The organism is Curtobacterium pusillum (assembly GCF_007680845.1).
Lineage (GTDB): Bacteria > Actinomycetota > Actinomycetes > Actinomycetales > Microbacteriaceae > Curtobacterium > Curtobacterium pusillum_B.
The window spans coordinates 217,513-229,827 of record NZ_VEIY01000002.1 but is presented as its reverse complement, the minus strand read 5'-3'; the positions used below and the strand labels follow the sequence as shown (position 1 = coordinate 229,827).

Below are 12,315 nucleotides of genomic sequence, written 5' to 3'. Positions count from 1 at the left end.
TAGACTCGCACCGTGCCCGAGCAGCCCCGCGTCGCCGTCCTCGGACCCGTGACGGTCGAGGGGCCCACGGGGACGCCGACGTCCGTGCCGGGCGCCCTGGCACGCTCGTTCCTCGTCGCGCTGGTCATCGCTCGCGGACACGCCGTCACGACCGAGGCACTCATCGACGAGCTCTGGCCGACGGACCGACCCCGTGGCGCGCGTGCCGCGCTCCAGACCCTCGTCTCCCGGCTCCGCCGCGGTGTGGCCGACGGGATCGTCGTGTCGACGAGCACCGGCTACGCGCTTGGGTGTGACGACATCGACGTCGACGTCGACCTCGCCCGAGCCGAGCGGGCAGCATCGGACCACGCCGAAGTGGGAGCGCTCCGTGCCGCCCTCGACCTGTGGCGGGGGAGCCCGGGCGACGACGTCGAGGGCGACCTCGGCGACACGCTCGCCGACCGCGCCGCCGCCGCACGACGCTCGCTCCGCCGCGGGCTCGGCGCCGCGCTGCTCGACTCCGGCAACGCCGACGAGGCGGTCGATGTCTGGACGACGGAGGCGCAGGCCAACCCGTTCGACGAGGTCGCCGTCGACGGCTGCATGCGCGCGCTCGTCGCCGCCGGTCGGACGGCCGAGGCGCTCGCCGCCTTCGCCGCGCACCGCGACCGGCTGGCCGACGAGCTGGGCGCCGACCCGTCCGCCGACCTGGTGCGGCTGAACGCCGAGCTGCTCCGCCGCTCGAGCGCGGACACCGGACGCGCCCGCCGTGTCGGGCTGCGGGCCGCGCCGAACACGCTGGTCGGACGGGAGGCGGACCTCGCCACGGTCGCGGAGCTCTTGTCCCGCAACCGGCTGGTGACGATCCTCGGTGCGGGTGGGCTCGGCAAGACCCGCCTCGCGCAGGCGGTCGCCGCCGGCGTACCGCCGACCTGCGGCGTCGTGGTGCTCGAGCTCGCGCCGCTGACCGCGGCGGAGGACATCGTGCCGGCACTCGGTGCACTCCTCGGGGTGGCCGAGTTCCGGTCGGCTCGGGCGCTGCGGGACGTCGTCGTCGCGGACCTGCGCAGCCGGGTCGTGCGCGCGCTCGCCGACGGCCCGACCGTGCTCGTCCTGGACAACTGCGAGCACCTCGTCGCCGAGGTCGCCGGGTTCGCCGCCGACCTGCTCGCCGCCGATCCCGACCTCCGCGTCCTCACGACCTCACGCGCACCGCTGGCGATCGCCGGCGAGGTGGTGGCTCCGCTCGCGCCCCTGCCGGTCGAGGCCGACGGGGCCGCGGTCCGGCTCTTCACCGAGCGGGCGCGCGCCGCGAGACCCGGTGCCGTCCTGCCGGTGGACACCGTCCGCCGGATCTGCAGCCGGCTGGACGGCTCGCCGCTCGCGATCGAGCTGGCGGCCGCACGGATCCGCGGCATGAGCATCGACGACATCGAGCGCCGGCTCGACGACCGGTTCGCCCTGCTCCGCGGCGGCGACCGGAGCGCCCCGGAACGGCACCGCACGCTCCTCGCCGTCATCGAGTGGAGCTGGCGGCTGCTCGACCCGGGCGCGCAGGACCTCCTCACCCGTCTGGCGCTGTTCCCGGACGGGCTCGCCGTCGACGCGGTCGAGGCGGTCGCCACCCCGGAACGCCGGGACGACGCCCTCGACGACCTCGCCGAACTCGTCGAGCAGTCGCTCGTGCAGCTCGTCGAGCTCGAGGGCGAGCCGGTCCGCTACCGCCTGCTCGAGACCGTCCGCGAGTTCGGGGTCGCACGCCTCGACGAGCGCGGCGCCACCGAGGCCGTCCGGACGGCGATGATCGGCTGGGGACGGGACTTCGCCGCCTCGCGGAACCTCTTCACCATCACCGGGGCCGAGCAGCTGTCCCGCTTCCACGAGGTCCGGCGGGAGGCCGACAACCTCGTGACCCTGCTCCGCTGGGGTCTGCGGGCCGACGACGCCTCCGCGACCGCGCACCTCTTCGCCGCCCTCGGCGCCTACTGGACGCTCCGCGGAGCGCACGGCGAGGTCACCGGCGTCGCCGCGGACGTGGTCGACGTCCTGCGTTCACGGACGCCGGCGGCCGAGGACGTCGCGGCCGTCCAGGTGGGCCTCCTCGTCGCCGGTGCGTCCTCGGCGTTCGACGACCGTCGGACCGCGGCGTGGGCGATCTCCACGCTCCGTCGCCTCCGTCGGGCCGGGACGACGGGGTTCCCGGTGCTCGACGCGCAGGTCGCGCTGCTCCTGACGCTGGGCCGACCCGCGGCGGGCACGGCGCTGCTCGCACGGCTCCGCGACGACCCCGACGACGGCGTGGCCGGCACCGCGAACATGCTCAGCGCGCCCCTCGCCGAGAACGACGGCGAGTTCCGCGCAGCCCTCCGGTACGCCACCCGGGCACAGGTTCTCGCCGAGCGAACGGCCGACGCGTGGACGATCGGCACGGTCGCGGTCACGATGACGCAGCTCCTCGCCCAGACCGGCCGGTACGAGGACGCCCTCGCGAACGCCGAGCGCGCCCGCGAGCAGCTCGAGCGGTTCGGCGCCGAGGACGACCTGTACGAGATCGGGTGGACCGTCGGCCTCTGCTCGGCGGCCACCGGCGAGGTCGAGACCGCCCGGGCGGTCGCCGCCGACCTGCAGCACCGGCCCGTGTCGGGACGAGGCGGGTTCGACGGCGACCGGTCGCAGATCGGTGTGCTGGCGGTCGCGATCGGGGCGGAGTGCCTGCGCTTCGAAGGGGACCTCGACGGTGCTGCGCGCGAGTACGCGGCGGCCTGGGACTGGGTGCTGCCGCACCGGAAGCACACGCCGCACTGGACCGTGATGGCGGGCGCGGCACGGATCGCGGCCGTGGACGAGGCGGCCGCACGCCGTACCGTCGGGGCCGCGCCGCGCCTCCAGGACGAGGAACGCGCGGTCGCACGCCGCATCCGGGTCGGTGCGCTCGTGATGATCCGCCTGCACCCGTGGTGGCTCGACCTGCCCGTGCTCGGCACGACCCTCGCCGGCCTGGCGCTCGCCGCCGCGCGGAGCGGTCACCCCGAGGAAGCGGCCCGCTGCTGGGGCGCGGCGACCCGCTTCGGGACCCGGCAGGACTTCGCCGTGCTCGCCCACCGCCGTCTCCGGCCGGTCCTCGTCGACCAGGTCGGCGCCGACCTGGTCGCGGACGCCGAGACGGCCTCGGCCGGATGGGACCGGGCCGAGGCCGTCTCGCGGGCGAGGCTCCTGCTCGAGGACCTCCGCTACGCCTTCCGCATGTAGGCGCGGACCGTCAGCGGCGCGAACACCGCGACCACGACCGCCGCACCGAGCAGGCTGATCCACAGGTCGCCCGTGACGGTGCCGTGGTTGATGAGGTCCCGTACGGCGGTGATGAGGTGCGAGATCGGGTTCACCTCGGTGAACCAGCGCAGCCAGCCCGGCAGGGTGTCGGTCGGCACGAACGCGTTCGACAGGAACGTCAGGGGGAACAGCACCAGGTTCGCGATGCCCGAGACGCTCGACGCGGTGCGCGCGATGACGCCGAAGTACGCGAAGATCCAGCTGATCGACCACGCCACGACGATCACGAGCAGGCCCGCGAGGACGACCGCGGTCGGCCCGCCCTCCGGACGGAGGCCCATGATGATGCCGACCGTGAACGTGATCGCCGTGGCGATCGCGTAGCGGACGGTGTCGGCGAGGAGCGCACCGGCGAGCGGGGCGATCCGGGCGATCGGGAGGGACTTGAAGCGGTCGAACACGCCCTTGTCCATGTCCTCGCGGAGCTGGACGCCGGTCACGATCGAGGACGTGATGTTCGTCTGCACGAGGATGCCGGGGATGATCACGGGCAGGTAGCTGCCGATGTCGCCGGCGATCGCACCACCGAAGATGTACGTGAACATCACGGTGAAGACGATCGGCATGAGCGTCACGTCGAACAGCTGCTCGGGCGTGCGCCGGACCTTCACCAGGCCGCGGTACGCCATCGTGAAGGACTGCCGGATCGTCGCACCGAGGCCGGTCGCGCCGACACCGGGACGCGGGGTGACGCGGGGGGCCGAGGTCGGGGTGGGGGCGATGGTGGTCATGCGATGCTCCCTTCGAGCTCGCGCTGGGTGTCGTCGTCGGCGGTGGCCGGGGCACCCGTGATGGTCAGGAAGACCTCGTCGAGCGTGGGCTTCTGCACGCTCATCTCGGCGAGGGAGATGCCGGCCTCGCGGAACGACACCAGGAGGTCGGTCACCCGGTCCGGGTCCGACATCGGGGCGGTGAGGCGCGATCCCTCGGGGCTGGCCACCGCGTCGACGCCCAGGGTGTTCCGCACGATCGCGCGGGCGGCGTCGAGGCGCAGGGCGTCGGCCAGCCGGAGCTGCAGCGAGCTCGTGCCGATCGACGCCTTCAGCTCGTCACCGGTGCCCTCGGCGACCACGCGGCCGTGGTCGATGACGGCGATGCGGTCGGCGAGCTGGTCGGCCTCGTCGAGGTACTGCGTCGTGAGGAGGACCGTCGAGCCCGTTGCGACGAGCTCCCGGATCGTGTCCCACATCTGCGCACGGGTGCGCGGGTCGAGGCCCGTCGTCGGCTCGTCGAGGAAGATGAGCGGCGGCTGCGCGATGAGGCTCGCGGCGAGGTCCAGCCGACGGCGCATGCCGCCGGAGAAGTTCTTCAGCGGACGCGACGCCGCCTCGGTCAGCCCGAAACGCTCGAGCAGCTCCGTCGACTTCGCCTTCGCGTCCCGCCGGGACAGCCCGAGGAGCCGGGCGAAGATCACGAGGTTCTCGGTCGCGCTGAGCGTCTCGTCGACACTCGCGTACTGGCCGGTCACGCCGATCAGGGAGCGGACGAGCTGAGCCTCACGGCGGACGTCGTGGCCGAAGACGCGGGCCTCGCCGGCGTCCGCCCGGAGCAGGGTCGCGAGCATCGAGATGGTGGTCGTCTTGCCGGCACCGTTGGGGCCGAGCACGCCGTAGACCGTGCCGGCCTCCACGCGGAGGTCGACACCGTCCACCGCGCGGTTCGTCCCGAAGGTCTTGACGAGGCCGGTGGCCTCGACCGCGAGCGGTGTGGTGGTCATTCGCGCAGGTCCTTTCGTGGTGACTCGACGCGGTTCGCCGATGTCGAGGTCGATCGTGCCGCGGGCCGCTCACGCGGCACTGACGTGGCGCTGACACCGCTAGCGTGGGGGTGTGAGTGAGACGGGCGTGCCGCAGTCGGACGTGCGGCTCCGGCTGGACATCGCGTACGACGGGTCGGCGTTCTCCGGGTGGGCCAGGCAACCCGGACTCCGCACCGTGCAGGGCGCGCTCGAGACCGCGCTCGCCACCGTCTTCACCCGCTGGGGCGAACCGCCGCTCCTCACCGTCGCCGGCCGCACCGACGCCGGCGTGCACGCCACCGGGCAGGTCGCGCACCTCGACCTGACCGCGTCGCAGTGGGGAGCGCTCACCGCGAAGGCCGGATCCGGCCCCGGACGCTCGCCGTTCGACGGGCTCGTGCGGCGCGTGAACGGCATCGCCGCCCCCGACGGGGACGTCGTCGTCACCCGGGCATCGGTCGCGCCCGACGGGTTCGACGCCCGGTTCTCCCCGCTCTGGCGGCGCTACACGTACCGGGTCGCTGACGCCGACGCCCCCCGCGATCCACGTCGTCGCGGGCACACCGTGTGGTACCCGGCGCGTCTGGACCCGGCGGCGATGGAGCGCGGTGCGCTGCGGTTGTTGGGGTTGCACGACTTCGCGACGTTCTGCAAGCCGCGCGAGGGAGCGACGACCATCCGGACGTTGCAGGAGTTCCGCTGGGACCGCGAGCCGGACGGGGTACTGGTGGCGCGCCTCCGGGCCGACGCCTTCTGCCACTCCATGGTGCGGGCCATGGTCGGGGCGACCATCGCCGTCGGCGAGGGCCGCTTCGACGCCGAGCGCCTCGAGGAGCTGCGTCTCGCGGAGACCCGCACCAGCGAGTTCAAGGTCGCTCCCGCGAAGGGCCTGACCCTGACCGAGGTCGGGTACCCGGCGGACGAGGAACTCGCCGAGCGGGCGACGCAGACCCGGGCACGGCGGGGAACGCCGGACGGCGGCGGTACCGTCGGGGGATGAACTCCCGCGAAGCCCGGTCCGTCGTCTCCGTCGCTCCGGGGGTCGTGTTCGTCGAGGGGCCCGTGTCGAACTGGGTCGTCCTCGCCGAGGAGGACGGCGTCGCGCTGATCGACGCCGGGTACCCCGCGGACGCCGACCTCGTGCTCGACACCGTCCGGTACGCCGGGCACGACCTCGACGACCTCCGCCGCGTGTACGTCACGCACGGGCACGTCGACCACGTCGGCGGCATCCCTGGCATCCTCGCGCGGTACCCGCACGTCGAGGTGCTCGCGCACGCCGACGAGCTCGACAACGTCCGAGGGCCCGCGCGGCAGCAGGTCACCCCGGCGGAGATCGGCGGGCGGCTGGCGTCCCCGCGGGTGCTCCGGTGGCTCGCCCGGGCGATCCGGTCGGACGCGCTCCGGCCCACCGAGGTCCCGTCCGCGCGGGCGTTCACCGCGGCGGACTTCGCCGGGCGGGCGATCTCGCCGCTGCCGGCGGACGGGCACACGGACGGGTCCACGGCGTACCTGCTGCCCGCGGCGAACGCGATCGTCACGGGGGACGCGATCGTGTCGCGGCACGACACGCAGCCGAGGTCGTGGTCGCCGCGGCCGCGGATGATCACGTCGTTCTTCACGGCGGACCAGGAGCGGGCGGTCGAGAGTGCCCGGGCGTTGCCGGTGCCGGAGATCCTGCTGCCGGGGCACGGGCCGGCGGTGCACCGGGTGGGGCGGGAGTGGGTGCCGGTCGGTTCCTGACGGGCGCGGCCCGCTGCGAGCGTTCCGGCCTCCGCCCACCGCCCCCGACCGGGGGTGGAACGGATCGTTCACCAGCCGGAAACCTGAGGGCCCCCGCAGGTCGGTAGCGTGCGACCATGCACAGATCCGTCGGGCGCACTCTGCTGTGCGCCACCGCTGCCGCCGCGCTCGTCGCCGCCCCACTCGTCTCCGTCTCCACTGCCAGCGCGAACCCCACCGGCACCGGGCTCGTCATCGAGGAGGCCTACCTCAAGGGCGGCAGCGCGAACCAGCCGTTCACGAACAAGTTCGTCGAACTCGGCAACCCCACCGACACCGCCGTCAGCGTCGACGGCTGGTCGGTGCAGTACCGCGCCGCCACGAGCACCGGTGCCCCCGCGGTGGGCAAGCTCAGCGGCTCCGTCCCCGCGCACGGCACCTACCTCGTGCAGATGGGGTCGAACGGCACGAACGGCCAGGCGCTCCCGGAGCCCGACGCCGTCACCGGCCTGAACCCCTCCGGCTCCACGGGCACCCTCGTGCTCGCCGACCAGGCGACCGCGCTGTCGCTGCCCGCCGGCGCGGTCACCACGGGCACACCGGGCGTCGTCGACCTGCTCGGGTACGGCACCTCGAACACGTTCGAGACCGCGGTCGCCACGGCTGGCAGCGCGAACGCGGTCCCGGACGCGCTGACCCGCCAGGGCACGACCGACACCGACTCGAACGCCGCGGACTTCACGGTCACGTCGTCGGTCACGCCGGAGAACGCGGCGGGCGAGACCACGCAGCCGACGGACCCGACGGATCCGACGGATCCAACTGACCCGACCGACCCCGGGACACCGGCCGAGCAGGTCACCATCGCGCAGCTGCAGGGCACCGGCGACGCCTCCCCGTACGTCGGCGGGACCGTCCGCACCGACGGCGTCGTCACGGCGGTCTACGCCACGGGCGGCTTCAACGGCTACACGGTCCAGACCGCCGGCACCGGCGGGGCGCTCGTCCTGGCGAAGCACACCGCCTCCGACGCCGTGTTCGTCTACTCGGCAGCCACCGCGGCGAACGTCACGGTCGGCGACGCGGTCCGGCTCACCGGCACGGTGTCCGAGTTCAACGGCCTCACCGAGCTGACGGTCCCGTCGGCCGCGGGCCTGGAGCAGCTGCCGAAGGACGGCGTCGTGCAGCCGGTCCCGGCCACGATCACCCTCCCGCGGACGGACGCGCAGCGCGAGTCGCTCGAGAGCATGCTCGTCGCCCCGCAGGGTGACTACACGGTCGCCGACGACTACACGACGAACCAGTACGGCGAGGTCGTGCTGGCCAGTGGCAAGCAGCGTCTCCTCCAGCCCACCGAGGTCGCTCGTCCTGGCAGCGCCGAAGCGGCCGCGGTGGTCGCCGACAACGCGGCACGGACGGTGGTGCTCGACGACGGTGCGAGCACGAACTTCCTCAGTGCCGCGAACCAGTCGATCCCGGTGTCCTGGCTCACCCAGGGGCCGGTGACCGTCGGCGCTGCTGCGACGTTCCGGAAGCCGGTCGTCCTCGACTACCGCAACGACGCGTGGAAGTTCCAGCCCACCGCGCCGATCACCGGTGCGACCCCGGCGGCGGACCTGCCGACGGCGTTCTCGAACGTGCGGACCACCGCGCCGGAGAACGTCGGCGGCGACGTCCGGCTCGCCGGCTTCAACGTCCTGAACTACTTCCCGACGACCGGCGACCAGCTCACCGGCTGCACGTACTACACGGACCGCGACGGCGACCCCGTGACGGTGCGCGGCGGCTGCGACGCCCGTGGTGCGGCGAACGCGGACGACCTGGCCCGGCAGCAGGTGAAGATCGTCAAGGCCATCAACGGCCTCGGCGCCGACGTCGTCTCCCTCGAGGAGATCGAGAACTCCGCACGCTTCGGCAAGGACCGCGACGCGGCCGTGGCCACGCTCGTCGCCGCGCTCAACGCGGCCACCGGCAAGGACACCTGGGCGTACGCGAAGTCGCCGGCGAAGACCCCGGCCAGCGAGGACGTCATCCGCCTGGCGCTCATCTACAAGAAGGACCGCGTGCAGCCCGTCGGTGGATCGACGATCCTCGACTCCACCGCCTTCGCCAACGCCCGACAGCCGCTCGCCCAGGCCTTCGCGCCCGTGGTGAAGAAGCCGGGCAAGGGGTCGCAGAAGCCGAGCGGGCAGGACACGTTCCTCGTCATCGCGAACCACTTCAAGTCGAAGGGGTCGGGCGAGGGTGCTGACGCGGACCAGGGCGACGGGCAGGGTGCGTCGAACGCCTCCCGCGTCGCGCAGTCGAAGGCGCTCGTGGCCTTCTCGGCCGCTCAGCAGCGGCAGGCCGGCACCGACAAGGTGTTCATGCTCGGCGACTTCAACGCCTACAGCCAGGAGGACCCGGTGAAGGTCCTCGACGACGCCGGGTACACCGACCTCGGGCCGACGAAGGACCCGTCCGAGTGGTCCTACGTGTTCGACGGGCTGAGCGGCTCGCTCGACCACGTCTTCGCCTCGAAGGCCGCACTCCGGACCGTCACCGGCGTGGACATCTGGAACATCAACTCGGTCGAGTCGGTCGGCCTGGAGTACAGCCGCTACGACTACAACGTCACCGACCTGTACCGCGACGACGTGTACCGCGCGAGCGACCACGACCCGATCCTGGTCGGCATCGACCTGCCCGGCGTCGGCGACCCCGGGCAGGGGAACCCGGGCCACGGCGGTCCCGGTCACGGCGGTCACCCGGTGGCGGACGCACTCGCGGCGCTCGCCGCGTTGATCGCGTGGTTGCGGAGCCTGTTCGGCTGACGGACGTCCTCGTGACGGACGGGAGGCGCGGTGCCAGCCGGCACCGCGCCTCCCGTCCGTCCTGTCGCGCGTTCGACAACGCGAGCCGCGTCCGGTAGGCTCTCACCTTGGTCTGCGCGCCCCGTGCGCCGGACAGTCAGATGAGCCCTCCACCGGGCAGTTCCAGCAGGCATCGCCCGCGGGAACACCCACCGGAGCGGGATTCACGGACTCCTCACCTCGACACGAAAGCAGCACTCCTGTGACTCGTACGTTCTCCCCGAAGCCGGCAGACGTCCAGCACGACTGGATCGTCATCGACGCGACCGACGTCGTCCTCGGCCGTCTCGCCACCCACGCCGCGGCGCTCCTGCGCGGCAAGCACAAGGCCACCTTCGCCCAGCACATGGACATGGGTGACTACGTCATCATCGTGAACGCGGACAAGGTCGCCCTCACCGGCTCCAAGCTCGCCAAGAAGGTCTACTACCGCCACTCGGGCTACCCGGGCGGCCTCACGGCGACCTCCTACCCGGAGATGCTCGAGAAGCACCCGACCCGCGCCGTCGAGAAGGCGATCCGCGGCATGCTGCCGAAGAACACCCTCGGTCGCGAGCAGCTCAAGAAGCTCAAGGTCTACGCGGGCGCCGAGCACCCCCACTCCGCCCAGCAGCCCAAGGCGTACGCCTTCGACCAGGTCGCACAGTAGTTCCGGCCACGACGACTTCAAGGACACAGGAAACACTCATGGCTCAGATCGCTGACTCCCTCGACCAGACCCCGGAGAGCTTCACCACGGAGAGCGCACCCGTCGCTGCCGAGGCCGCTCCCCGTCAGATCCTCAACGTCTCCGGCGGTGCCGTCGGGCGCCGCAAGGAGGCCATCGCGCGCGTTCGCCTCGTCCCCGGGACGGGCACGTTCGTCGTGAACGGCCGCACGCTGGAGGACTACTTCCCGAACAAGCTGCACCAGCAGCTCATCAACGACCCGTTCAAGGTCCTCGAGCTCCTCGGCTCGTACGACGTCGTCGCCCGCATCACCGGTGGCGGCCCCTCGGGTCAGGCCGGCGCGCTCCGCCTCGCCATCGCCCGCACCCTGAACGAGATCGACCGCGAGAACAACCGCGCCGCCCTCAAGAAGGCTGGCTTCCTCACCCGTGACGCCCGCGTCATCGAGCGCAAGAAGGCCGGTCTCAAGAAGGCCCGCAAGGCGTCGCAGTTCTCGAAGCGCTAGTCGCCACCGGCTGACGATCGCCATGCCGCGTCTGTTCGGTACCGACGGGGTTCGTGGTCTCGCCAACGGCGAGCTGACGGCCGCGCTCGCACTGGGTCTTGCCCAGGCGAGCGCGGCCGTCCTCACACACGGACACCACGCGGACGCCCGTCGGGCGTCCGGTCGACCGCGCCCGCGCGCGGTCCTGGCGCGCGACCCGCGCGTCTCCGGCGAGTTCCTCGGTGCCGCGGTCGCGGCCGGGCTCGCCTCCGCCGGCGTCGACGTGCTCGACGCCGGGGTCATCCCCACCCCTGCTGCGGCGTTCCTCGTCGCGGACATCGACGCCGACTTCGGCGTGATGATCTCTGCGTCGCACAACCCCGCCCCCGACAACGGGATCAAGTTCTTCGCCGCCGGCGGCCGGAAGCTCCCGGACGAGGTCGAGGACCGCATCGAAGCGGCCATGCACGACCACTCCGCGCCGACCCCCACCGGTGGCGACGTCGGCCGGATCACCCGGTTCGCCGACGCCGAGGACCGCTACGTCGTCCACCTGCTCGGCACGCTGCCGCACCGGCTCGACGGCCTGCACGTCGTGCTCGACTGCGCGAACGGTGCCGCCGCTGGTGTCTCGCCCGAGGTGTTCGTGAACGCCGGTGCGAAGGTCACGCTGATCGGCGCGGAACCGGACGGCATCAACATCAACGACGGCGTCGGGTCGACGCACATCGACAACCTCGCCCGCGCGGTGCTCGCTGCCGGCGCGGACGTCGGGATCGCCCACGACGGCGACGCGGACCGCTGCCTGGCCGTGGACGCCGAGGGCAACGCGGTGGACGGCGACCAGATCATGGCGATCCTGGCGCTGTCGCTCAAGGAACGCGGACACCTCGCGCACGACACCCTCGTCGCGACGGTCATGTCGAACCTCGGGCTCATCCGCGCGATGACGGACGCCGGCATCACGGTCGAGCAGACCGCGGTGGGTGACCGCTACGTCCTCGAGAAGATGAACGAGGGCGGGTTCTCGCTCGGCGGCGAACAGTCCGGCCACGTCATCTTCAACGAGTACGCGACGACGGGCGACGGGGTCCTCACGGGCCTGCACCTCGTGGCGGAGATGGCCCGGACGGGCAAGTCCCTCGCCGAGCTCGCCGCGTGCATGACCGTGTTCCCGCAGGTGCTGCAGAACGTCCGTGGGGTCGATCGCCACGGGCTGGCCGACCAGGGCGTGCAGGACGCCATCGCCGCCGCGTCCGCCGAGCTCGGGGACACCGGGCGGGTGCTGCTCCGGCCGTCCGGCACGGAGCCGGTCGTGCGGGTCATGGTCGAGGCGGCGTCGCAGGAGACCGCGCAGCGCGTGGCCGACGAGCTGGCCGCGGTCGTGTCGGAGCGGCTGGCGCTCGACGCCGCGTAGCGCGGGCGGCCGCGCCCGGCCGCCCGCGTCGGTCGTCGTCGCGGTTGCGTGAACCAGGTTCCGGACACAGCACCGCGCATCTTCGCGGTGTGGTGTCCGGAACCTGGTTCCGGCAGGGCCCG

The 12,315-nt window shown here is 72.8% G+C and carries 9 protein-coding genes; 7 read left to right on the top strand and 2 right to left on the bottom strand.

The window, feature by feature from the left end; translation table 11 throughout:
- Window positions 1-12 precede the first annotated feature (12 nt).
- Window positions 13-3,231 (top strand): AfsR/SARP family transcriptional regulator, encoded by a 3,219-nt coding sequence (locus tag FS825_RS05415; RefSeq protein ID WP_144711465.1) that lies wholly within the window; start codon window positions 13-15, stop codon window positions 3,229-3,231.
- Here the strand turns inward: FS825_RS05415 and FS825_RS05410 are convergent.
- Entirely contained in the window at window positions 3,213-4,043 is an 831-nt protein-coding gene (locus FS825_RS05410; RefSeq protein ID WP_144711464.1) for an ABC transporter permease, read from the bottom strand. The two genes, FS825_RS05415 and FS825_RS05410, sit on opposite strands and share 19 nt — an antisense overlap.
- Window positions 4,040-5,029, bottom strand: coding sequence for an ATP-binding cassette domain-containing protein (locus FS825_RS05405; RefSeq protein WP_144711463.1), 990 nt, complete (start codon window positions 5,027-5,029; stop codon window positions 4,040-4,042). The genes FS825_RS05410 and FS825_RS05405 overlap by 4 nt, the downstream gene beginning before the upstream one ends.
- Window positions 5,030-5,141: 112 nt before the next feature.
- Between FS825_RS05405 and truA the strand changes: the two genes are divergently transcribed.
- The 6 genes from truA (at window position 5,142) to glmM (ending at window position 12,193) form a co-directional block, all read left to right on the top strand.
- Entirely contained in the window at window positions 5,142-6,050 is a 909-nt protein-coding gene (truA, locus tag FS825_RS05400) for a tRNA pseudouridine(38-40) synthase TruA (protein WP_260981030.1), read from the top strand.
- Complete coding sequence (locus FS825_RS05395) at window positions 6,047-6,793, top strand: MBL fold metallo-hydrolase (RefSeq protein WP_144711462.1); 747 nt, start codon at window positions 6,047-6,049, stop codon at window positions 6,791-6,793. Before truA ends, FS825_RS05395 begins: the two co-directional genes overlap by 4 nt.
- A 116-nt stretch (window positions 6,794-6,909) precedes the next feature.
- Complete coding sequence (locus FS825_RS05390) at window positions 6,910-9,585, top strand: ExeM/NucH family extracellular endonuclease (RefSeq protein ID WP_144711461.1); 2,676 nt, start codon at window positions 6,910-6,912, stop codon at window positions 9,583-9,585.
- A gap of 241 nt (window positions 9,586-9,826) precedes the next feature.
- Window positions 9,827-10,273, top strand: a complete 447-nt coding sequence (gene rplM, locus FS825_RS05385; RefSeq protein WP_144711460.1) for a 50S ribosomal protein L13 — start codon at window positions 9,827-9,829, stop codon at window positions 10,271-10,273.
- Window positions 10,274-10,311: 38 nt separating this feature from the next.
- Entirely contained in the window at window positions 10,312-10,797 is a 486-nt protein-coding gene (gene rpsI / locus FS825_RS05380) for a 30S ribosomal protein S9 (RefSeq protein ID WP_144711459.1), read from the top strand.
- Window positions 10,798-10,819: 22 nt separating this feature from the next.
- Window positions 10,820-12,193 (top strand): phosphoglucosamine mutase, encoded by a 1,374-nt coding sequence (gene glmM, locus FS825_RS05375; RefSeq protein ID WP_144711458.1) that lies wholly within the window; start codon window positions 10,820-10,822, stop codon window positions 12,191-12,193.
- The last annotated feature ends 122 nt before the right edge of the window (window positions 12,194-12,315 follow it).

Bases quoted from the DNA above. Each gene is read 5' to 3' on its own strand.
- FS825_RS05405 (WP_144711463.1), bottom strand. From the start codon at position 5,029: ATGACCACCACACCGCTCGCGGTCGAGGCCACCGGCCTCGTCAAGACC.
- FS825_RS05395 (WP_144711462.1), top strand. From the start codon at position 6,047: ATGAACTCCCGCGAAGCCCGGTCCGTCGTCTCCGTCGCTCCGGGGGTC.
- rpsI (WP_144711459.1), top strand. From the start codon at position 10,312: ATGGCTCAGATCGCTGACTCCCTCGACCAGACCCCGGAGAGCTTCACC.
- FS825_RS05410 (WP_144711464.1), bottom strand. From the start codon at position 4,043: ATGACCACCATCGCCCCCACCCCGACCTCGGCCCCCCGCGTCACCCCG.
- glmM (WP_144711458.1), top strand. From the start codon at position 10,820: ATGCCGCGTCTGTTCGGTACCGACGGGGTTCGTGGTCTCGCCAACGGC.
- FS825_RS05390 (WP_144711461.1), top strand. From the start codon at position 6,910: ATGCACAGATCCGTCGGGCGCACTCTGCTGTGCGCCACCGCTGCCGCC.